Consider the following 24,469-nt stretch of genomic DNA (forward strand, 5'->3'; position numbering starts at 1 on the left):
GGAAAATTGACGAAGCAGCCCTTTGGGATCTGCTTCTTTTTTTATCAATTTTTAGCTTGTTAGGGAGAACCCTAAGACCCCGAGATACATTCAAAGGAGGAACTAACTATGGCAAATAGAATAAGAAACGAAAGACTTGAAATTAAACTAACTGAAGACGAAAAGGCTCTTTTTGAAGAGAAAAAAAGACTTGCGAAGTGTAGAAACATGAGCCATTTCATCCGCAAATGCGTTTTGGAAAAGGAAATTTATCAAGTGGATTTAGACCCTTTCAGAGATTTACAAGGCTTACTTTCTAATGCAACAAACAACATCAATCAGATTGCAAAGCGAGTAAATTCGACAGGTGTAATCTACAAAGAGGACATCAGTGATATAAAAAAAGAGATTGAACATTTCTCAAAAGAGCTGTGGCAAATTCATTCACTACTTCTGAAAAGAACATCTGAAACGGAAGGTGAATAATAATGGCTATTACAAAAATACACCCAATAAAATCGACTCTTAATCTTGCTATCGACTACATTGTAAATGGAGATAAAACAGACGAGCAGCTTTTAGTAAGCACTCATAAATGCCACGAATCAACTGCTCACACTCAGTTTTTAAGGACACGAAATGACGCAGGAACAAAAGGAACCGTTCTTGCAAGACATCTCATTCAATCATTTTTACCGGGAGAAACAAGCCCTGAATTGGCTCACCAGATTGGTATGGAGCTGTGTAAAAAGATACTCAAAGATGAGTACGAATTTGTCTTATCTACTCACGTAGATAAGGGGCATATCCACAATCACATCATCTTCAATAATGTAAATATGGTAACAGGTAGGTGCTACCAGTCTAACAAGAAAAGCTACCACCAAATCCGTTATCAGAGTGATAAACTCTGCAAAGAAAATAGCCTATCTGTCATTGACGAGTTTTACGAAAGCTATAAGAAAAAATATAAGACTAACGGTAAATCTTGGTATGAGAATGAACAGGCAAAGCGTGGTACTTCTTGGAAAAGTAGACTTCAATTTGACATTGACAGAATGATTAAACAGTCTAAGGATTGGGACGAATTTTTAAAGAAGATGGCTGATCTTGGCTATGAAATCAAATACGGTAAGCACATTGCTTTTAAGCCAAAAGATAAGGCGAGATTTACAAGGACTAAAACAATCGGAGAAGATTATACCGAAGAAAGATTAAAAGAACGAATTGCAGAAAGAGAGTTTATCAAGACTCCTGCCGTCAAAAAACGCATCGGCAATGTTATTGACATGAACACAAATGTTAAAGTAAAAGAAAGCAAAGGCTATGAATATTGGGCAACCAAACATAACCTTAATACAATGGCTGAGTCTGTTATTTATATCAGAGAACATGGCATTAAATCCGTTAAACAGCTTGACGAGTATATTCAAAAAGCAGCCGATGAAAGGCAAAATATACAAGAGAAAATCAAAGAAATTGATAAGGAAATGCAGAAGCTTTCTACCACTATGGAGCAAGTTCATACCGTTAAAAAATACAGAGCGTGCTACAAGGAATATACTGCTAATCCGTCTGACAAGGCATTTTTTGAAGAGTACAAAGCTCAGATTACCCTATATGAAAATGCTCTCTCAGAGCTTAAAAAATCTTATTCCAAGCTCCCAAATTCAAAGGATATTTTAGCTGAGCTTGATAAATTACAAGAAAAAAAGAATACCCTTATGCAAGAGTATTCTTCCTCAAAATCCACTATGGACGAGCTTTATCAAATACGAAAGAACTATGGAATTTACATGGGCAAGGAGATGGAGAGATAGTGTTCTCTCCTCTTTTTAAATTCCTAAATTTGTTTTCATAACTATTTTTTACGAACTCTCATTTTCTTTAGTATTCTATGTGAAATAAAACAGCAACCAATATTTACGATTATGCTAATCAGCAATTCCATAACTGGTGTTTTATATAGTCCCGATAAAACGAATACAGATGATATTGGATATATGGCTCTTACAACTTCCTTTGAGGCAAAGAAAATTCCTATAAAGGAGTATATTTCAGCGATAATCAGAGCTATCCAGTAGCTTCTTTTTACAAGTCCAACAAATGCAATAATTGGAGATATTGCCATAAAAACACCTATTCCAGTTAATACATATACAACAAAATAATGAACTACCTCACTCATGTTTACCGCATTTAAATGCAATACCGCTTCTATAATTAAAGATACCATAAACAATATTAGATAAACAAAAATGCTACCCAACAGAGTAATTATCATTTTTGCAGTAATCATATTACTCTCATCTATTGGTATTAACTTTAATGATTTGAGTACATCTTCTTGTTCTTCACGACAAATAATATATCCTCCAAACAATGCTATCAAACTTGGCAATACAAAATATGTTGTTAAAGACTGCACTTGTAAAATATACCATCCAAATGTGTCTATATACTTTTTCCCACCAAATGAAAATTGTCCTTGAAGAAATACAACTCCCAAAGTCATCATGAGTGCAAATACAAGCAAAAATATCAATTTTGATCTGTGAAGTTTTTTATATTCAGCTAATAAAAGCGTCTTCATTACCATCCTCTCCTTTTCAATAATAATTTTGTAACTATTGTAAATCCAACTACCCATACCCCTATGCAAAGAAGAGAATAAAATATATTTATATCTTGATTTAATATTATTCCCGGAACATCCCTCAAAACAATTGCTGTAGAGCTTGATAATGGATGCACATACATATTAACCATTAAAATTACAAATCCAGAAAACGCATAAACAATTGTCAAGCAAATAGGTAGAATATATTTTTTTGTCAAAAATGCGACAGATAAAATAGGAAGCATAGAAACTGCTAAAAGTCCACTAATCTCAAAACACTTTCTAATAAGAAAAATAAACAAAGAATAATCTATCTCTATATGATGAATGATTTTCCCAAAAAGAAGCGTAAATAGAATTGAAAGACTCATAAATACTAAAGTGTAAATAAGCACAATTACAAATTTGCTAATCAAAAGTTTCGTCTTTTGTACCGGAACAATCCATAATGCTTTAAAAGTATCATTCTCATACTCTGCTGACACAATCATTGTGGAAAATATACCTAGTATAATTGGCAAAATCAGCCATAAATTATAACTAAAGATTGTCCATTTGAAATATTTCATTGCATTATCTGAAAGATCTATATTCCCAAAATATATAGTGGCAAGCAATGGCATTAAGAGTGTTGCCAGAAACATCATCCAAACAATCTTTTTCCTTTTCAATTTAAGAAACTCTACTTTAACTAAATTAAGCAATTCCCTCTCCTCCGGTTATTTTTTTGAAGTAATCTTCCAAAGAATCATTACATATTTGTGATGAAATCACTGATATTTCATTCATAACCAACGACTTGTTAATTTTTGCCATATCTAATCCATGACTATATATCCTTATATGATTATTATCTTCAACAGAATAATTTGTTATTACAAACTCTTTTTCCAGAATAGTCGCAGCTTTTGATACATCTGATACTTCCAAAATAATGTACTTTCTATTTTTCTTATTTAATTCTTCCATACTGTTTTCTTCTAATAAAACTCCTTTATCTATAATGCCCACTGTATCAGCAAGAAGTGTTATTTCAGATAGAATATGACTGGAAATCAAAATTGTTTTTCCTTTTTTTACACTTAAATCTTTTATAAAATCTCTAACTTCTGCTATACCTATTGGATCTAATCCATTTGTCGGTTCATCTAAAATTAAAACTTCAGGATCATGTAAAATTGCATTAGCTATTCCCAGTCTTTGTTTCATTCCTAAAGAATAATTCCCAAAGAGTTTTTTATCTTTATATGGCAGACCAACTACTTCTAAAGCATTTTTAACTGCATTTGGAAAAGCCGTTCCTCTTAACATTGCAAATATTTCCAAATTTTCTGTCCCTGTAAGATTAGGATAAAATCCCGGTGTTTCAATAATTGCACCAATTCTTGGATAAATCTTTTTCTCATTACCTTTTATGTTTTGATTGAAAACACTTACTTCACCATTTGAAATATCCGTAAGACCCAATATCATCTTCATAATGGTTGTTTTCCCTGCTCCATTTCTCCCTAACAACCCATATATAGAACCTTTTTCAATGTGTAAATTTACAGAATTGACAACCGTTTGTTCTCCATAAACCTTTGTCAAATTCTTTGTTTCGATAATATAATTTTTCATTTCACTTTTCCTCCTTATTTTGTTACATCATTTTCTGCACTCTATTACATATTATTTTTTGCTAATCAAATCACTAATATTATTAAAAATTCCCTGTTTTAATTTCCAAATACCAGTATAGGGCTGTTCAATATAACAGTTGCCTTTCTCCTTATATAAATATGCTACACTTGGATTTTTTCCCTCATCTTTGTGATAGAATTTTATTATGATATAGCTATCAACATTCGTAGGTTGGTCATTTGCACTTTCTTTATTAGTATTTTCTGAATTATCTTTTATATCACTAACCAATTTTGATATTTCTTCATTAGTATTAATTATCTTAGATGTTTCGGAAGTACTCTCCATAATTTCAACTTCTGCTATATTTTCAACTTCGGGCAACATTATCTCTTTTTTATTTACGCATGCCATTAAAGCTAACAAGCAAATAATAATTAGTGTTATTTTCATATATTTTTTCATTTTCTCACACCTCTATCTAAAAACAATAATTTTTATGAATTAGCCTAATAGTTTTGTCTTTTCATGGATTTTATTGAAAGTATAAAAAATACTATTCCGATTGATAAAATAGATACTAAACAACTAAACGAGGATGCCTTTAGTGAATATCCACCAATACTATTTTCTACCATTTCTTTAGCAGCCGATGACACATTTTGATAAACTCCTAATAAACTTGCAAGCGGATGTATATGGACTAATATTGATGCTCCAAATATTCCAATTCCTAAATAAAGCAAGCACATAGAAATAGGTAAAACATAACTCTTAGAAAAAGTAGCAATGTAAATCACTGGAAGCATTGCAATCGGAATTAACAAAGCTGCTACTACATATAAAATAGCAGCTTCTTTCAATGTAATTAAATTAAAATCTACGAATCCAACACTTAATACTGCTCCCAAAACTGATGACATATATGTTAATATCATCAAAAATATAGTTAGTAATTCTACCAAAATGAATTTCGCAAAAAATACTTCAAATCTACTAACCGAAGTTATTAGTACATTCTTTAATGTATCATTCTTCCTTTCGTCAAAAAATAACATTGTAGAAATCATTCCAATTGTGATTGGTAAAAAGACAAAAGTTATATTCTTAAACGCTAAACAATATAAGTCTCCAAAACTATCCATGATAGGACTTTCTCTTGAAATTGAAAATGCTCTTTCAATTGCAAACAAGTTCAAGATAACAGTTAGTATAAGAATACCTATCAAAATTCTGCTTCTCTTCCATTTTTTTATTTCAGCTTTTATTAAGAGCATATCGCACCTCCTTACAATAAATATTATAAATGATTAACCTTGCCATAATCTTGCGGCACTCTTGTTTTTATCTTGTTTCAATAAAAAAAGCCCCAAAAGAGGCTTTCTAAATCAGCTATTTACATTGCAAACTCTACAGTAAAAACAGTTTTTATATTTGGCACACTACTTACGCTTATTTTAGCATTATTTACTCGCAATAATTCTTTGGAGATTGATAATCCAAGTCCTGAACCTTTTGTTAATCTTGAACTATCTGCCTGATACATTCTGTCAAATATATATGGTAAATCCTTTTCACTTATACCATCTCCATTATCTAAAATCGTCAAAGTAACTTTTGTATCCGATTTTTCTAATTTCAAGTGTACTCTATCACAATTACTATGAACGATAATATTGTTAATTATATTGTTTAAACTTCTAAAATAAGCATTTTCATCTATCCTTATATTACATTCCTGTTCCGGAATTTCAATTTCATAACTTATATGTTTTTCTTCAAAAATAGGAATCCAATCACTTATCACATTTCTTGTTAATTCGTTCAAATCCTTATCCGCAAAAGAAAACTTCCATTCTCCTGAATCCAATTTTACCCAATCAAAAAGTTTTTCTACAAAATCCTTTAAGTAATGTGCTTTACTTAAAGAAACTTTTATATAGTCATCTTTTTCATCACCTGTAACAAGTCCTTCTTGAACTGCTTCCAAATACCCAACCATAGATGCTAAAGGAGTTTTTACATCATGAGATAAACTTGTCATGAGTGATTTATATGCCTGCTCGGATTGTTTCTGCTCTATTAGTTTATTTTGACTTCGTAGTGCTATCTCATTTATATCGTGGCAAATTTTTTCTGTAGTATCATTTTTCTTAATTAAAATTCTACGATTGTAATCACCATTTTTGATATCAACAAGTACCTCTTGAATCCTATCTATTTCCTTTTTTATATGCGTAATCTTTTTTACTAAATATAGGATCACACATAAAAGTATCAAAATTATGATAGTTTTTATATCCATATATCATTCCCCCTTACTAAAACGGTAGCCCACACCTCTTACTGTCAAAATATAAGTCGGTTCTTCAGGGTTAGGTTCAATTTTTTTTCGGAGTTTACTGATAAAGGACATAATATTACTATCATCAAAAAGGTAATCTTCTTCCCAAACATTCGTATATATTTGTTTTTTTGTAAAAATCCTCCCTTTATTAGATGCGAGAAAATATAACAAATCAAATTCTTTACTTGTTAATTCGATATTGTTATCGTTTATTTTTACAGTTCTATTCTCTTTATCTATTCTCATATCTTCTATTATGATTTCTTTAAACTGGTCTATGCTTTTCTGATTAAAGTCTGTAAATCTTCTAACCATAGCTTCAACTCTTGCTTTAAGTTCATTGATATTAAAGGGCTTAGTTAGATAATCATCCGCACCTTGTTTAAGTCCATAAATTTTCGAATCATCATCAGACTTTGCAGTCAACATTAAAACTGGAACAGTGTATTCTTCTCTTATCATCTCCAAAACTTGAAATCCATCAAAGTCAGGGAGCATAATATCTAATAAAATCAAGCACAGATTGTTTGAACTTCGAATTTTTTTATATCCATCTAATCCATTATTAGCAATGTCTACAGAATATCCATCTGTGCTTAAACATTTTTTAATTAAATTACATAATGCAATATCATCATCTATAATTATTATCTCTCTCATATCTCATACCTCCATAATACCTATTCAACATAGTCATCATCAAAGGAAAATACATCATTTGATATACAATCTAAAGTCTAAAGGTTCTTTATTAAAATTAAAACTTATTTATATTATTCGTCCTATTTAATGAAATTAGTTCACCAAAATCTGTATCCAGTTCAATACAAATTCTATAGAGAATTTCCATGCTGACAAATTCACCTTTTCCCATTTTAGCTATCGTTGCAGGAGCTATACCAACTTTTTCCTGTAGGTCTCTTTTGTTCATATTTTTATCTATTAAAAGTTTCCACAACCCATTATAGTTTATTTTCATATTACCATCCTTAATATTCATATAGTTGAACTTTTATTTCATTAATTATATCATAATTTCACCAAATAAAAAAGAGTCGGTGCAGCCCTAAGACCACACCGACCATAAATTTATCTCTCAGCTTCTTTGCTTGCTTCTTTCTTTTCTTTCGGCTTTTCCTTATCTTCAGCCTGATATTTTTTGATAGCCCCAAGTACAGATTCTTTCTTTTCTTCTTGTCCTTTCATTTGTTCCTTTGCCTTTAACAGCTTTGAAGAAAGTATCCTGATGTTGCTATGCTCCTTGCCGTTATCATCAATGGAGGTTCTGATTTGTCCAAAGAGCTTAACAAAATCTCCCTGCTTAAAGTCCTTTGGAATATCGCTTTTTTCTCCGTATGCCGAGCAATTATGATAGACCTTATTCCCTTCATCATCTTTAGATACTACGGAGAAATTCGCTACCTTAAAGGCTTCTCCGTTCTTATTTTCCCTTTCAACTACATCAACCTCTCCAACGATATTTCCAACAATATTGATAAGATTATCCTTTTCTTCCTGAGCATAAGGCAGGTCTTTTATCTGTCCCTGTTCTCTTAAATCCTCAATCATATAGTCAAATTCCTCATGCAGCAAATTAAGGCTGTCATTGTCCATATAAGCGTCATAGAGCTTATCCAAAGCACTTTCATCGTTGATACCTTTTTCCATGCTTATAATCGCCTTTACAAAGTCCTTATGATTATCATTTACCATATCTTCTATTTGATTTCTCATTGTTTTGTAATCCATGTTTTTATCTCCTTTCATGGCAAAAGGGAGGTTTCCCTCCCCTTATCTTAAAAATTCCTGTTCTTTTGTTTTTTGCTTTTCTTCTGTTTTACTTTCATTTTGATAGGCTCTTATCTGTCCTAAAATAGATGGCTTATCACCTGATTTTTGTGTGGTTTCTTCTTTACTATGAAGATTGTCCTCCACATCATAAGTTGACTCAAAATAATCACTGTCCTTAAAGTCATTGTCATATCTATCAGGAATACCGTCATTATCGAGGTCTTTAGAAAGTGGATCATAGAAGTTGCCTTCATCGTCAATATCAAGACCCGTTGCTGCTCTTAAATCTTCCGAATCGACATAGACCAAATCACTAAAAGAAGACAGCTCAATCTCATTTTTCATATTTCGTAGAGCTTCGTTTTCTCCTTTGTTTTCATAATCAAAACTCTCCGTTTTAATCGGTATATCTTCAATATACTGTGTCCATCTCTTATCCTCTAAGTTAAGCTCATATTGGATGCTGTGTCTTTCGTCAGGTGTATTGGTATAGGCGATGCCGATGTGCTTTAGGTCAGGATATAGAGTATCAAACTCATCATAACTATGATTTTCTTCATACTCTCTGTTGCAGAAGTCAATGATGGCTCGTTTTACATCTTCTACAAGGGGATTGTCATTTCTCTTTTCTTCCACATCCCCCATATCAAGGAGCTTATTCAGTTCTGCCAAGCGAAGCACCTTATCCTTTAGTTCATCAGCTTTTTCAAAAGGCTTTTGTAATTCCTCTTTGGCATTTTCAAGCTGTTCTTTTGTCCCGATGAGCTTTTCTTCAAGCCTCTTTAATTTCTCAGGCATTTTCTCAAGAGCATTATCCAGTCTTGTAATATTACCGTCCGCACTCGTTCCAAGCTCTCCTGAATGCTTTGCAGCACCGTTTAAGCTGAAGTTATGCTCATTGGTGAAGAAGTTGTAACTTACCTCTAAATCCATGTTTCTATACTTACCGATAACTTTGCTTTCATTGATTTTTACTTTAGAAATAGCTTCAAGCAGCTTTTCTCCGGCTAACTTTTTATCTAATATCTTCTCACCACCGATAGTAATAGAAGTAAACTTTTCCTCTCCTTCAGCTTTTGCTTCTACATCTTTAATATCTTTCTTTACAGCCTCAATGAGTTTTTCTGTTCTTGAAATTTCTTCCGGATAGTTTTTAGCTACCTTATCCTCTAATCTATAACGATTGGACTTATAGTTTGCTTCAAGCATTTTTAGTTTTGTAACTTCGTTGTCCAAATCCATCTTTTCTTTAATCTTAGGATCGCCAGTGGCAAGGGCTTTAATCTCTGCATAGTTAAGAGAGCTTTCGTCCACATCTTCCGCAACTCTGACAGGTGTTTTACTTGTCATAATCTGAGAAATGAACTTCTGCTTATTTTCTATCGTCTGCCATAAGTAGCTGTCAAAGGTATTCTCTGTAACATAACGATAGATATTCACTTTCTCATTTTCATTGCCCTGTCTTACAATTCTACCTGCACGCTGTTCAAGGTCAGCAGGACGCCAAGGCACATCGAGGTCATGCAAAGCAATCAACTTATTTTGCACATTCGTTCCGGCTCCCATCTTCTGTGTTGAACCCATTAAGATACGAACTTCGCCTTTTCTTACTTTCGCAAAGAGTTCATCTTTCTGTTTGTCTGAATTTGCTTCATGTATAAAGGCGATTTCTTCTTTCGGTATTCCCATAGCTACAAGTTTTTCTCTAATATCATCATAGATGTTAAATTCTCCATCTCCTTTTGGAGTGGACATATCAGAAAAAAGTAGCTGTGTTGACCTGTTTTCTTTTGTATTATCCCAAATAGCAAATACATTTTTCACGCATACATTGACCTTGCTATCAGGATTATCAGGAAGAAGTGGATTGATTAAACGCTGATCCAAGGCAAGTTTCTTACCATCATTGGTAATTTTAAGCATATTATCAACATCTGGCTCTACAACCCTATTTCTGACATCATCTGCTCTTTTAGAAAGGCTCTTTAGGATTTCCTTTTGTTCTTCAGAAGGCTCTGTCTTAATAACCTCGTAGTTAGCTTCAGGTGTAGGAAGATTAAGCATATCTGCCGTCTGAATATCAGCAACTTCCTTAAACATAGACATAAGCTCAGGCAAGTTATAGAACTTTGAAAATCTCGTCTTTACCCTGTATCCTGTTCCTTCCGGAGACAATTCAAAGGAGGATTGTGTTTCTCCAAAAGTGGAAGCCCATGAGTCAAAATGCTCCAGTCCGTTCTTTTTAAGACTTTCATACTGAAGATACCTTTGCATAGTATAAAGCTCGGTCATTGAGTTACTTACAGGTGTTCCTGTTGCAAAAACCACGCCTTTGCCGCCTGTCATTTCATCCATGTAGCGGCATTTCATAAACATATCAGAGGACTTAAAGGCTTCTGACTGTCCGATACCTGCAACATTTCTCATTTTTGTATAGAGATAAAGGTTCTTAAAGCCATGTGCCTCGTCAACAAAGAGCTTATCAACTCCTAATTCCTCAAAGGTAATGACATCATCTTTCTTAAAATCATCGTTTAGTTTCTCAAGCCTTGTTTCCAGTTTTTTCTTTGTCTTTTCAAGCTGTTTTACTGTAAAGTTTTGGTTCCTATCATGCTTGTATTCTTCTACATAATTTACGATTTCATCAATCTGATCTTGGATATGCTTCTCCTGATATTCCTTACTCATAGGGATTTTTTCAAACTGCGTATGCCCGATAACAACCGCATCGTATTCCCCTGTAGCAATCTTGCCTATAAATCTCTTTCTGTTTTTCGGCTCAAAATCTTTCTTATCAGCCACCATAATGTTAGCCGATGGATATAGCTGCATAAACTCACGCCCGATTTGTCCTGTTAAGTGATTGGGTACAACAAATAAGGACTTACTGCACATCCCAAGCCTTTTACTCTCCATTGCAGAAGCTACCATTTCAAAGGTCTTTCCACTTCCTACTACATGGGCAAGCAAGGTATTTCCTCCATAAAGACTTCTTGCTATGGCATTTCTTTGATGAGGTCTTAAGTCAATCTCTGTATTCATTCCCTCAAAAGAGAGATTGCTTCCGTCATATTCTCTGTTACGGATAGAGTTAAAACGCTCATTATACAGCTTTACAAGACGACTCCTTCTTTCCTGATCGTTAAATATCCAGTTCTTAAATTCTTCTTTTAATAGCTCCTGTTTTTGTCCTGCAAGCATGGTTTCTTTTTTATTTAAGACAGAAGTTTTAGAGCCATCCGGATTTACAATCTGGTCAAATACCTTTGTTTCTTTAAGGTTTAAGGCATCTTCAATCAGCTTATAGGCATTTACCCTTGATGTACCAAAGGTCATTTCTGCAAGGTCATTTCCTCTGTCCCTGCTTTTTCCTTCTACATTCCATTCGCTTGTAAGGTTTGAAAATTTAACCTTAATATCCCATTTGGCATACCCCGGAGTTTTCAGCGTTTCAAAGATGAATTTCTCAATGTCTTTAATCGGTATCCAAGTTGCACCAAGACGCACATTGATTTCACTTGCTTCAAGCTCCTTTGGAAGAACTTTTGTAAGCTCTGTTTTTTGATATTCCAAACGGTTCATTTCATAGCTTATCAGCTCTTTTTCTTTTCCGTTCTCAGCAAAGCCAAGATGAGGTAGCTCTCTTTCCGTTTGTCTGAGCTTTGATAAGTAGCTGTCTACTATGACAATCTTGTCCCTGATATTCCCACTTAAATATTCATCTTTTGTTACATAGCCATACTTATAGGAATTGCTGCCATTTGCACAAGCAAAAGGTAAATCCCCATCCTCCAAGTTAAAGGAAAGTGGTCTGTAAAAGTTTTGTTCTTCTCTAATATTTAGGTAGATTTCCCCTCGAAGCTCCTCAATTAAGGTCGGTCTGTCTTTTCCTGTAAGACTTCCCATATAGTCAAAGTCCACATAGCCTTTTTCAGATACCGATAAAACAAGAGCTTCTAAAGAGGTATCCACATGGTCTATGACTTTGGCTTTTGTAATGGTTCTTTTGGAAAAAATATCTCCCTTTGCCTTGAAATTTTCTTCTTCATCAAGGATTTCTATGGAGGAAACAAGCGGGAAGTTGCTATCCTCTTTTAAGGCTCTGGTATTGCTTAAATTATTGACAAAGCCATGCTTCTTTGAAAAGTTATCATATACTTCATTTAGTTTTTCCTGTGAAGCCTTGATTTCTTCCTCGCTAAAATCTTCTTTCTGCTTGTAAATTACATCTTTTAAGGCAACATTCAGCTCAAGGTAATCCTTGATTTTTTCTTTATTCTTGTCTGATACTTCCTTTTTGATAAAAAGTGAGTTTTCTCTGTAATAGACTTCATCGTCAATTAAGGTATAAGAAAAGTTCTTTACATCATCAGTTGCAGGGATTGAAGTGATCTCATCATCAAGTAGCTCTACTTCTTCATACTTGGCATCTTTTGAAATTCTTTCTCCTGCAATCTCAAGTCTGTCCTTTAACGAAGCCATATTTATCTCTGTACCTAAAAAAGCTATCGGTTCACAAGTTAGAGTTTTCCCAAACCTTCCGCTAACTTCACGCATAGAACCAAGCACCTGCTCAGGATGATCGACAAAGTATTTGTTATATGAAAGTCCATTTTCATCTTCCGCAAGGTGTATCCAATCTTCATCTCGCTCTAATACACTATCTCTTTTCTTTAAGAAGATAATATCCGAAGTTACTTCTGTGCCGGCAACACCCTTAAAGGTATCATTTGGAAGTCTGATTGCTCCTAAAAATTCGGCTCTTGCTGCAAGATAGCGTCTTACACTTTCGTCCTTTTTATCCATTGTTCCGGAAGATGTAATAAAGGCTATAACACCGCCGTTTCTTACCTTATCAATGGACTTGGCAAAGAAATAATCGTGGATAAGAAAGTTATTGCGATTGTATTCTCTATCATTTACCTTGTACTCTCCAAATGGAACATTTCCGATTGCGATATCAAAGAAGTTGTTGGAAAATCCCGTTTCTTCAAGTCCCTTAACCTGTATATCACTTTCAGGGTATAGCAGCTTTCCAATACGCCCGCTTACCGAATCAAGCTCTACTCCATAAAACTTTGACTTACTCATTTCATCAGGTAGATTACCGATAAAGTTCCCAACACCCATTGACGGTTCAAGGATATTTCCCTGTTTAAATCCCATGCCGGAAAGAGTCTTATATATTCCGTCAATGACAGTTTTTGGTGTGTAAAAGCTCGTTAAGGTTGATTCTCTTGCAGCTTCATATTCTGATAACGATAGATTTTCCTTTAAGAAAGCTCTTGCCTCTTTCCACTGTCCATCCTTACTTTCATCAAAGACATCAGCAAGTCCACCCCAACCAACATATTTCGCTAAAACTTCCTGAGCTGTAATATCAAGCTCTCGTTCTCCAATTTCCACCCTGTTAAGCATAGAGATTGCTTCAAGGTTATTATTTAACCTCTCGCTTGGAGATAACTTTGAAGGAAGCGTTTCTTCTGTAATCTTGAAATTGTGAGCCTCATTTTTCTTTATTTCTACTTCCTCAAAAGTCTTTTCAGGCTTCTCATTGGTCAGATTTTCAAAGATTCTATCAAGCTCACTTTCCTTACGATAAGGAATTACATCGGAGCCTGTAATCATACCGCCAAGATATTCGGTATTATCCTTGATCGTTACGGTCTTTAGGTTATTCCCCATATCATCAAATCTTGTGATGGTATAGTCTTTCCCCTTATACTTCACTTCATCACCGATGATAAAATCAGGTCTTTCAAGACTTATTTGTCTTAATAAATCCTCATTATCTGTAAAGGATATAATCGGTATTTGATGATTACCTTGTCTTGCAGGATCAAGCCACAAATCATTTCTTCCTGTGATTTGATTTTTGGAAAGCTCTCTTACTTTGTACTCCTCATGATTAAAATAGACGGAATCGCCTTCTTGAACTGCAAATTCTTCTGCAAAATTGTCCTCTTTTTCGTTAAGCTCTACTTCTTCTCTTTCCTTTAGATAATCTAATAAGGTAGCCTGAAAAGGTTCTGCTTGTATTCTTTCTTCTACTTCTTCAGGTGCTTCAAGCTCTGCAATATTGCCCTCAAAGCTAAGTTCTCCGTTAAAGACATGGTGAAGCTCCTGCTCATCCATCTGCTTTTTAAGTTCACTGTCTTTCAGTTCTCTAAAGGTCTTTGGAAAATCCTCTAAAACAAGCCTCTGGGCATTTAGTTCCTTTAGCTCACCAAGATTAAAATATCCCCATTCAGGTTCAATTCCTAAAACAAGTCCAAAAGCGTCTTTGCTTTCTCTATCGTACTCCGTCATATACCAAGTCCAGTTGCTTCTAAATGGAATGATATATGCTGCATGAACCTGTTTGTCTGCTAAGGCTACATCTTCCTGTGCATAAAGCTCAGGCACTCTTTCAAGCATTTCATCAGTCATTAGATTATTTGGATCGCCTTTAGAGTAATAACTTGGTTCTTTTTGTTCTTCTATCTCTGTCTTGCTTTCAATATTTTTTTCTTCAAGATAAAGATTTTTATAAAGCAGCTCATCTATATGCTTTGCTACATTTGACCAAGTAAGAAATACATCGTTACAATGATTCTTCTGTAATTTAAGTCCCTTTGCATCATGCCATTCTCCACTTCCCCTTTCGCCTGAAACAGCATGAGAGCCTCCGCCAATTCCATATTCATCTTTTAGGAAATTCGCTTTTTCCTGCAAGGTATGATTTTCTTTGAAAAACTTAATAATTCGCTCTTTTCCTTTATCGACTCCACTTCCTCTTGAAATCGTAGCAAGGACTTCATCTTCTGTAATAAATCCCTGTACCTTTGGAAGTTCGGTAAGGTTAGAGGTATATTCCTTTCTCGGAAGTTCAAGCTCCTGCAATTTCTGATAAAGGCTATCTACCTTGTGATAATGAAACCTTAGTACATCTTTGTTTTCTTTATATCCTGTCAAAAAGCGACTGTACTCGGAAATAACATTCTTTAGATAGTCAAGATTTTTAAGAGCTTCCGATAACTGTCTTGTTTCTTTCGGAAAGCCACCACCTCTTTCTATAAAGTCAAAATATCCCTGTGCTTTCCCTTCTTCACTTAAATCGTGATATAGATACCATAGCGATTCTGAAACTCTATCTCTTTCATAGTCCTGTGCTTCCAAAAGCCCTACATTTGTAGCAAACTCTCCATTTTCCAAAAGTTCATTGATTCTTCTTGCAGCATTACTCCAGCTTAAAATTTGCGTGCTATCTTCTCTTGCAGAAGTTCCATAAGCTAAATGAATGCCTTTATCCGAATACCAGGAAGATACTTCTGCTCCATTAAGAAATAAACCGTTTCCGCCTCTAAAGGTATCTTTAAGGTATTCTCCTAATTCTTCTACTGTTTTTCCTTTGGAAAATTCAGCAATAATAGGAAGTCTACCACCCTCATGATTTCCACCGTTTACAAGAATACTGTCAATATCATTTTGAGTAAGAGGTATTGTAAGTTTAATCTGTCCTAAGCTGTTTTCAGGCAAAGAAAAAGAAGCCTTGTCAGCTTCTCTTATCTCTTTATCCGTATTTTCTTTTAGATTTCCACTACTTCCTTGATTGTCATTTCTTTGAGAGCTGAAATCATCGCTTGGTACTGCGGATGGCTCTCGTCCTCTATCTTCCAAGCTATCATCAGTTTCGGCTTCTTTGCTCTCATAAACTCTATTGCCTGCTTCTGAATATCCATCAGGTGTCCTATCAGCTTCTTCTCCTTGTATAGATCCACTAACATCTCGAAGTGGCTCTGCTCCTCGCTGTTTGAAAGGTAGTCCAGCCTCATCACTGCGTACATCGGATTCGGATATTCCCTCATAAAGTCCATCTCCTCCTCTAACTGATTCAGTGTATTCTCTTTGATTTTCTCTATTATCTCGTCCGTACTCTCCATTTCGGAAAATTCGCTCGTTTTCACTAATTCTTTCCTGATCATCTCGTCGAAGTACATTTTCTTCTACCTCCTCTAATTCTTCTTTTATTTTATTATATCCTGCTTCTTTACCTCTTAACACTTCTTTTTGAAGCTCTAACTCTTTACTCTTTTGAATGGTAGCATCAATTATATTTCCGCTAATGTCTGATACGGTTTCTCCCAAGCTCATAAGGGAAATGCTGTCAAGCATTGCAAAGTTTTCCTTTAACAGCTCCTTATACATAGGATAGTCTAACTTAAATCTTGAAGCTACTGCATAGCTCACTGAGTCCCTTGCAAACTTGGTAAATGATATTCTGTCCTCATCAGATATTCTAAGTTCATTCATAAGGCTATCTATCTTTTCATCTCCGTAGAGCCTGCTTAAAGAAAAGATGTTTTCTAAGGTGCTTTCGCTTTCTTCATAGCCTTCAGCTTTTATCATTTCTTTTAATACATCTCTATGGGCTTCTTTATCAAATCTCCAAAGATTTACTTCATTGACATCTCTGTTTTTGGAAACGGTTTGACTTATATCAAAGATATAGTCCACCTTTTTGTATGTGCTATAGTCCTCTAAAATGGGGATACCTTTCTGTCCTCGCATAACCGTTCTGTTAAAGCGTTCTCTCCAGTAGTCAAACTTGGCACAAGCTGTCGCTTCAGGATTTTTATCATAAATACTTAACTGACTTCTAAAGTCGTACCTCTGATTGTTTCCGACAACCTTTAAGAGCTTCAGATACTCTGCTTCACTCTGCAAAATATCTTGTTTTATTAGCTCCAAAATGTTATGAAAATCATTTATTCGCATGTTTACCTCCTTCTTTTTTACAAACAAAAAAGGTGGTTAGATTTTACTCTAATCACCTTTGTACTACATATTGATATTATCCTTTTATTTCAACTTTTTAATTGATTCACTCTCTGATAATATTTTCATCTGTTCAATTGCTATTGAATTTAGTTTTTCCAGTCTTTCAGATTGACTCATGCCCTCATTTATAAATACCGCATTAAGATTTTCAAGATTAGAAAGGCATACAAGCTGCGATATATCTGCATAATCTCTAATATTGCCTTTTAAATCTGGATTTTCATCACGCCATTCTTTCGCTGTTATTCCAAACAAAGAAACATTTAGAATATCCGCCTCACTTGCATAAATAAAGTTGATTTTTTCTTTTGAAAGTTTTTCAGGTACAAGCTTATTTTTAATGGCATCTGTATGAATCCTATAATTGATTTTTGCCAAATTCCTTTTTATATCCCAGCCTAACTTCTTTTGTTCTTCTTCCTTTAGGCGTTCAAATTCCTTAATCAAATACAATTTAAAGTATGGAGATACCCAAGAAGCAAACTCAAATGCTATATCTTTGTGAGCATAAGTTCCGCCATATCTTCCTGCTCTCGCAACTATACCGATAGAGTTCGTTTTTTCTACCCACTGCTTAACAGATAAAATAAATCGGTTAAATCCTGCTTCATTTTTAATTCCCTCGAATTCGGGGGAATTAAAATTTGTATTATACATTTCTTCCCAAATACCTAAAAACTCTATTGTGTTCTTGTTTCTAAGCCATTTTTCTATTAAAGCAGATCCGTTCTCAATATTTCTAACCATATCTGTTAAAGAAATGTAATCCCTATTATCTATAGCAATAATGCTGATTTCTGAACCTTCAACATTTATTTTAGACACATAATCACCTCTCAATCATTACATTGATTATTTCATATTATAGCATTTTTAAGGCATTTTTTCCACCTTGAAATCAGTGGCATCTTACTTGGTATAAGTTGAAACCACTTCTTTTATCTCATTTTCAATCGCTCCCAAAAAATTATCCTTTGAAGATTTTCCCTGTGCAATATCCGATAACTCCATTTCCCACTTTGCTGTTGTTTCTGCCGATTTAAAAGTATCGGATACAATCGTTACAAGGCTGATTCCTTTATGAGTAGCAATAAGGTTCTTTTTATCTCTTTCTACAAATCCCTTGAAAATCAGATTTTCAATAATCCCTGCTCTTGTTGCAGGTGTTCCAAGTCCTTTTCTTTCCACCTCTACGCCTTTTTCTAAGGCATCATTTCCTGCAAGCTCCATCGCCTTTAGGAGAAGATCTTCCGTAAAATGCTTAGCTGGTTGAGTGTACTTTTCTTTTATTTCTTTGTTTTCAATGCTCAATACATCACCAATTTTCACATCAGGGAGTGCCATATCTTCATTTTTCTTAGACTTATATTCTTTAAGATATTTTGTAAAACCTTCATCTTTAATTGTCTTGCCGGAGCTTGTAAATTCAAAACCGTCAAATTCAGCTACAACCTTTGTCGTATTTTCTACTAACGGATAGCCCACACTTGCGTGAAATTTATCAGCTATAAGGAAGTAAACTTTAGCTTCACTTAAAGGAAGTTCTGAAACATCTTCTTTTAAGGAACTGATTGTCGGGATAATAGCATGATGATCTGTAACCTTTTTAGAGTTAAATACCGTCTTGATACGCTCTGTATCAAAATCATTTTTCCCTAAAATGTTATTAACCGTACTTACAATCATATCTTCCGTTAAGCATCTGCTGTCTGTTCTTGGATAGGTAATCAGTTTTTTCTCATACAGACTTTGAGCATAATCAAGTGTTTGCTTGGCACTATATCCAAAATACTTATTGCACTCTCTTTGAAGTGTTGTAAGGTCAAAAGGCAAATCAGGCTTTGTTATCTTTTCCTTTTGAATAACATCGGTAATTCCTATCTTATCGCCAACTAAATTGATTAGCTGTTCAGCAGCAACCTCATCATCAATTCTATCTGTTGATAGTGTAAAACCATTCATAGAAAGTTCGACTGTAAAATATTTTTCTTTCTTAAAATTTGCTATCTCATCATCTCTATTTACAATCATGGCAAGGGTAGGTGTCTGCACTCTGCCCACACTGTAATTTTGCTTGTATAGACACGAATACAGTCTGCTTAAATTCATTCCCACAAGCCAATCTGCAATCGCCCTTGCTTGTGCAGACTCAAAAAGATTATCGTAAGAACTTCCATCTTTTAGGTTATCAAAGCCCTCCTTTATGGCACTATCTTCCATTGATGAAATCCAAAGGCGTTTCATCTTCTTTTTACAATTTGCCTGATTATATACAAGCCTGAAGATTGCTTCTCCCTCACGCCCTGCATCGCAAGCATTTATCACGATGTCTATGTCTTTATCGTCCATGAGCTTTTTAAGAATCGTAAATTGTTTCTTTGTGGACTTTGCAATCTCATACTTATATTCTCTTGGGATAATCGGTAAATCAGCCATATTCCACTTTGCATACCTTTCATCGTAGCTTTCTGGATTTGCCATTTTAATTAAGTGTCCAACACACCAACTTACCTTGTATCCGTTTCCCTCATAGTATCCGTCTTTCTTTTTTGTAGCTCCAATCACTTTTGCAATAGAGATTGCAACACTTGGCTTTTCAGCAATTACAAGTTTCATCTATATTTTTCCTCCTGTTTTCAATATAAAAGGGCGAAAGATGTTACTCTCCCGCCCTGTCTTTTGCACCAAATATGAGATGGTTTTGGGTGCAAATTTATTCCAAATCATCATCTTCCTTATCTTCTGTTTCTGCTTCATCTACTTCATTTTCGCTTTCTTCCGCCTCTGAAAAGAAATCATCATCTTCCTCCTCAAAGCCTTCAAGCTCCTTATCTTCTTTTTTCTTAACAACCTTAAAATAGTATCCTGCACCTAATGCTCCCGCTACTACAAGAACGAGAATTAAGTAAGTTCCCATATTGCTACTTTCTTCTTTTTTTACTGGCTTAGGTTCTTCTTTTTTAGGTTCTTCCTTTGTAATTTCCTGTTTCTGAGCTTCTTTTTTCTCAACCATATTAAGAAGATCATCTTCAGATACTTCTGTTAGGAGCATGACATTTTCGCTATCCTCATCGTGATTGATGATTAGATGAAAAGTCTTGCCATTCTTAGTAGTAAAGGTAACAAACTGTCTTGCGTCCGCTGAATATTTATCCGTTTCTTTATTGTCTTTGCTGTCATTATGATGAATTGGATAATCATTGTTGGCATTATCCTTATTTTCCGTAACAGTTCCTCTTGCCTTTGATGGAGCAGAAGCAACTCCTTTATTGGTATTTACATTCTTACTTGAACCATCCATAGAGGAATCCTGACCGCTGTTATTGGCAGGCTGTTTCGGTGTCAGCTTATTGGGATAACGAACTTCTTTTTCTTTTCCATCGGTCTTGTCAACATTTGTGTCCTTTGTAATCTTTCCTGTATTATCCTGTGATGATGAGCCTTTACCCGTATCACTTACAGATGTTTGAGGAAAGTTTCCTGTTCCTGTTTTCATTCCAGAGATAGGGCTGATTGGAGTTACAGTAGGATTATGCGTAACTGTAGCCTTGCCAACCTCATTCGTCTTTTTCTCAAGCTCCTTAATTTTCTCAGTTAGCTTCTCAATCTCCTTTTTCATATCCGCCGATAAATCCTTATCGTCTTTGCCCTTTTCAAGTTTTTCCTTCAGCTTATCTATTTTTTCCTCAAGGTCTTTGATTTTCTCCTTTTGCTTATCGCTTAATTTATCCTTGTCCTTAATCTCCTGATTTAGCTTATCAAGTTTTTCCTGAAGTTCCTTAGATTCCTTTTCCATTTTGGAAATATCATCTTTGCTAAGCTCTGTTTGAGTTCCCTTATCTTCTGTTTTTGGCTTTTCCGTCTGCGTCTGAGCATTACTTTCTAACTTCTTTACAATTCGGATAATACTATCGCTTCCATCTCCTTTTACTGTATAGTTTACAAAATCGTCATTAAAGCTTATGTTATCAGGAAGCATTTCAAGATCAGAAGCGTCAATCACCTGATTTTTATCAAAATAAGCTGAATACTCCTTATATACCTTTCCATCCTGATATTGATATTTGACCTTTACTTCACTTTTTGTCTGACTTTCCTGATCCTTTGTATCCTTATTGTCTGTTTGAGCTGACGCATTCGCTACCCTCTTATATAAATTCTCTAAAGGTAATTCAAGGTATGGTACACCGGTATGAAATCTGTTCCATGTTTCAATAATCAGCTTGTCTTTAACAATCTTGATTTCTTTTACATTGTTGATATTGGGATTTGCTTCTTTTACTCTGCCAATAATAGCGTTCTTTGTTTCCTCTTTAAGCTCTCCCTCATAATCAACCGTTACTTTCTCAATATTTCTATTTAACTGTAGAACAGGGCAGGTATAGACAATGACATTTGCTTTCTTTCCTTTTACAGTTCGTTCTTCTGCATTTTCTGTAATATCTCCAATATAGTAATTATCTTTATCTCTTGGAGAAACGATACTTGTAAAAGCACCTGTCCCTACATTATGAATTCGATAATAAGGATAAGTTTTCTTTGTCATATATCTTAGATCATCTAACTCATTTTCCTTGTCCATGTTCTCATTGGTAAAGGTTTCATTATACTTATCGACAACTACACCGCCCTTTTCTTCAAAGGATTTTGATAAGGAAAACTTAAAGTTCAATGGCTGACCTTCTTTATTTTCTTTTCCGAAATAATAAAATCCTCTAAAGGTGTCATCTGAAGTATGATCCTCAAATTTCAGTTCATAATATGTTTCATACTTTTCAGGCGGTTCATTTGACGCAAATACTGTCTTTGCACCAACTTTTAACACCCCTAAAACTCCACCCATTAAGAGGGCAAAAGCTACAACAATGGCTGTAATTCTTTTATTTTTCAAACTGGTTTTCATTTGTTTTCTCCTTTTTCACTTCTGCTTTTTCTCTGTTTACCTTTGCCATCAGATCAGAAATTGTAATGTTATTCTTTCTGCAAATGGCAATAATTTCTTCGTTTTCAAGTTCTTCTTCACGAATGAACAAAGGCTCCAATTCTTCATCAATCAGAGCCTTTTTATCCTTCAACTTTTTTATTTTATTTTTCACTAACGTTAATTCTCGTTTCACATTGTTACCTCCTATTTCGTTACGTTTGGTGGAAATCCAAATCCTACGGGATGATGTTTGCAGAAAGACGCAATCCAATTGTCTATAGTGGTTACTCTTATTCGTCCAATATTATCCATAACTTTGCCATCGCCTATATAAATTCCTACATGACCATAGGTAAGTCCTGCTGTACTTCCGCTACTACTGCTTTCAACTGCAACAAGCATTCCTACCTTGAGTTTTGATTTGTCTGATGTAAATGTGTAGTTTCGGTACATATCACAGGCATTTCCTCCGATATATCCAAGTCCTGCATTTTGATAGACCTGCGATACCCACATAGCACACCAGCCTGCACCCGGAGATGGCGTAATGTATGCAGCATTTACAATCTTCTTTTGAACTTCCGTAGAAGCCTCATACTCTTTTCCACCTCCGATACCTCCATTGGAAGCAATCAGGTCGCTATTACCAAAGGCTTCTCCCATATTGCCTTGAGCAAGGAAGAGAGCTTCATAGTGTTTCAGATTGTCAGGATAGTTCGCAAAGACTTCTCTGATGATACTGTCCATTTCCCTTTTATGAAGGGTTACAATGAGTTTCTTGTACTCGTAAGGTTCTTCATGGCTTTCGGTATATTCATTTCCATCTTCATCGGTATAGGTTTCTGTAACTGTCCTGTATCTGATTTCAATTTCTTCCTTATACTCAAGGTCATACATGGACTTAAAAAGCTCATTTAATACGGAACTTACTTCCGATGCATTCTTTACTTCTCCGCACCTTGATGTAATGTAGGATAAAAGCTCATGGACATTATGCCCGATGTACTCTGTATTATTTAGGATGTACTCGTCATATCCGGGATAATTTTCTTCGACATTGTCAACCTCGCTTTGAAGCTCCTTTTCCATCCCAGAAAAATTCTCATTGATTTCACTTAGGACATTTGGCTTTGACAAATAGCTTGTTGTAAGAACAGAACTTGTAGAGTTCATAAAGCCTGTCATTCCTGTTCCTGCAAAGTTGATAAAGAAAGTTCCCAAAATAATAAGACCTATGAAAATAATCATAAGTCCCTTCGCTTTTCTTAATATAACTTCCTTTGAACTTTTAAGACTGCCTATAAGCCCTTCCTTAATGCGATCTCTAAGCCTTGACTTATTCTGCCTTTTAATGGAATCTTTCATCTGCTTTCGCTTCTGAAATCGCTTAAAGTTATTTGCTTTTTGATACTCCTGTGTCTTTTTTAGCTCCTCTTTGGCATCTCGAAACTCCAATTTGGATTTTCGCTTTCTGATTTTATAGTCCTTATTCGTAAGGTCATATCCTTTTTTGGCTCTTTTCTTATCCGAGTAATTCTTAATGCCATGAATGAGCTTTGAGCTTGCATCGGCTGTCTTTTCTCCTGCCTCTACCCCTTGATTTTCATCACTTCCATGAGATAAATAATCTCTTACGGTTTCACTTCCTTTAGCAAGTCCTGATAAAGCGGACACCTTAGAAGCCTTATCCCTAAAAGTTCTTTCCTGTTCTTTAGAAAGCCTGTTTTTCTTTTCTCTATCAAGAATGGCTTCTTTTCCGCTTTGTTTATTGTCAGCCTTTTCCTCTTTGGCTTCTTTGTCCTTTTTTCTGGTATAGAGCTTATCGGAATAGTTTTTTCTCTTATAATTTTTCTTTTGAGCTTTTTGGCTTTTTGAGAAGCTTTTTGTCTCTTCTACTTTATGTTGCAGATTATCCTCTACATCATAGGTTGACTCAAAATAGTCGCTGTCCCTAAAGTCATTGTCATATCTGTCTATGATTCCGTCATTGTCGAGGTCTTTTCCTAAAGGATCATAGATTTTTCCATCCTTAACCTCAGTATCATAATCAGCTTTTCCAATTTCTTTTTGACTTACACCTTCTGTTTCAGTTACAGAAGCTACGCTATCCTTATCAGAAGCTCTATACCTTGCATTTCTTTTAGAAGTTTTTCCGTTTAATTCAGTTTCTGCACTTCTCTTACTGACCTTTTCATGAACCTTATCTTGAAATCTGTCTTTGTCATGGACGATTTTCCCTCTGTAATCATCATTATGCTTTAGTTTATTTTCTTCAGGCTCTATGCTGCTATTACTTTGCAGCCTTTCCTTTTCAATCCTTGCCCTTTGCCTTTCCTTAAAGTCCTTTTTCAGTTTCTTTCCCATA

The 24,469-nt window shown here is 34.8% G+C and carries 17 protein-coding genes; 2 read left to right on the forward strand and 15 right to left on the reverse strand.

Features of this window, described 5'->3' with window-relative positions; genetic code table 11:
- The first annotated feature begins 108 nt into the window (after positions 1–108).
- Complete coding sequence (locus HGAG_RS03115) at positions 109–465, forward strand: plasmid mobilization protein (RefSeq protein ID WP_000013380.1); 357 nt, start codon at positions 109–111, stop codon at positions 463–465.
- A 2-nt stretch (positions 466–467) separates the two neighbouring features.
- The gene (locus HGAG_RS03120; RefSeq protein ID WP_019117885.1) at positions 468–1,799 is read left to right on the forward strand and encodes a relaxase/mobilization nuclease domain-containing protein; all 1,332 of its coding nucleotides are present in this window, start codon (positions 468–470) and stop codon (positions 1,797–1,799) included.
- Between the two features lie 41 nt (positions 1,800–1,840).
- Here HGAG_RS03120 and HGAG_RS03125 read toward each other — a convergent pair whose 3' ends face one another.
- The 15 genes from HGAG_RS03125 to HGAG_RS03200 all read right to left on the reverse strand — a co-directional run bounded on the left by HGAG_RS03125 (position 1,841) and on the right by HGAG_RS03200 (position 24,468).
- The gene (locus HGAG_RS03125; protein WP_000854550.1) at positions 1,841–2,572 is read right to left on the reverse strand and encodes an ABC transporter permease; all 732 of its coding nucleotides are present in this window, start codon (positions 2,570–2,572) and stop codon (positions 1,841–1,843) included.
- The gene (locus tag HGAG_RS03130; protein ID WP_000933556.1) at positions 2,572–3,303 is read right to left on the reverse strand and encodes an ABC transporter permease; all 732 of its coding nucleotides are present in this window, start codon (positions 3,301–3,303) and stop codon (positions 2,572–2,574) included. The genes HGAG_RS03125 and HGAG_RS03130 overlap by 1 nt, the downstream gene beginning before the upstream one ends.
- Entirely contained in the window at positions 3,296–4,219 is a 924-nt protein-coding gene (locus tag HGAG_RS03135) for an ABC transporter ATP-binding protein (protein ID WP_000800751.1), read from the reverse strand. The genes HGAG_RS03130 and HGAG_RS03135 overlap by 8 nt, the downstream gene beginning before the upstream one ends.
- 51 nt (positions 4,220–4,270) lie before the next feature.
- Entirely contained in the window at positions 4,271–4,675 is a 405-nt protein-coding gene (locus HGAG_RS03140) for a DUF5301 domain-containing protein (RefSeq protein WP_244263802.1), read from the reverse strand.
- Positions 4,676–4,731: 56 nt separating this feature from the next.
- Positions 4,732–5,499, reverse strand: a complete 768-nt coding sequence (locus HGAG_RS03145) for an ABC transporter permease (RefSeq protein WP_000924459.1) — start codon at positions 5,497–5,499, stop codon at positions 4,732–4,734.
- 119 nt (positions 5,500–5,618) lie between these two features.
- A complete protein-coding gene (locus tag HGAG_RS03150; protein ID WP_000351993.1) occupies positions 5,619–6,527 on the reverse strand; it encodes a sensor histidine kinase in 909 nt (302 codons plus the stop codon).
- 3 nt (positions 6,528–6,530) lie between these two features.
- Positions 6,531–7,229, reverse strand: a complete 699-nt coding sequence (locus tag HGAG_RS03155) for a response regulator transcription factor (RefSeq protein ID WP_001206787.1) — start codon at positions 7,227–7,229, stop codon at positions 6,531–6,533.
- Positions 7,230–7,326: 97 nt separating this feature from the next.
- Positions 7,327–7,548: a helix-turn-helix domain-containing protein gene (locus HGAG_RS03160; protein WP_000701009.1), complete on the reverse strand. Its 222-nt coding sequence runs from the start codon at positions 7,546–7,548 to the stop codon at positions 7,327–7,329.
- A gap of 110 nt (positions 7,549–7,658) precedes the next feature.
- A complete protein-coding gene (locus tag HGAG_RS03165) occupies positions 7,659–8,318 on the reverse strand; it encodes a hypothetical protein (RefSeq protein WP_000384987.1) in 660 nt (219 codons plus the stop codon).
- A 42-nt stretch (positions 8,319–8,360) separates the two neighbouring features.
- On the reverse strand, positions 8,361–17,117 hold the full coding sequence (locus tag HGAG_RS03170) for a helicase-related protein (RefSeq protein WP_019117887.1): 8,757 nt from the start codon (positions 17,115–17,117) through the stop codon (positions 8,361–8,363).
- A gap of 84 nt (positions 17,118–17,201) precedes the next feature.
- A complete protein-coding gene (locus tag HGAG_RS03175; RefSeq protein WP_002843620.1) occupies positions 17,202–18,005 on the reverse strand; it encodes a KilA-N domain-containing protein in 804 nt (267 codons plus the stop codon).
- Between the two features lie 84 nt (positions 18,006–18,089).
- Complete coding sequence (locus HGAG_RS03180; protein WP_019117888.1) at positions 18,090–19,796, reverse strand: DNA topoisomerase 3; 1,707 nt, start codon at positions 19,794–19,796, stop codon at positions 18,090–18,092.
- 97 nt (positions 19,797–19,893) lie between these two features.
- Complete coding sequence (locus HGAG_RS03190; RefSeq protein ID WP_019117890.1) at positions 19,894–22,083, reverse strand: CD1107 family mobile element protein; 2,190 nt, start codon at positions 22,081–22,083, stop codon at positions 19,894–19,896.
- On the reverse strand, positions 22,061–22,297 hold the full coding sequence (locus HGAG_RS03195; protein ID WP_026074036.1) for a hypothetical protein: 237 nt from the start codon (positions 22,295–22,297) through the stop codon (positions 22,061–22,063). Before HGAG_RS03195 ends, HGAG_RS03190 begins: the two co-directional genes overlap by 23 nt.
- Positions 22,298–22,308: 11 nt before the next feature.
- On the reverse strand, positions 22,309–24,468 hold the full coding sequence (locus HGAG_RS03200; protein WP_019117892.1) for a CHAP domain-containing protein: 2,160 nt from the start codon (positions 24,466–24,468) through the stop codon (positions 22,309–22,311).
- Position 24,469: the final 1 nt, after the last annotated feature.

This window comes from Anaerococcus obesiensis ph10, from assembly GCF_000311745.1.
Classification (GTDB): domain Bacteria; phylum Bacillota; class Clostridia; order Tissierellales; family Peptoniphilaceae; genus Anaerococcus; species Anaerococcus vaginalis.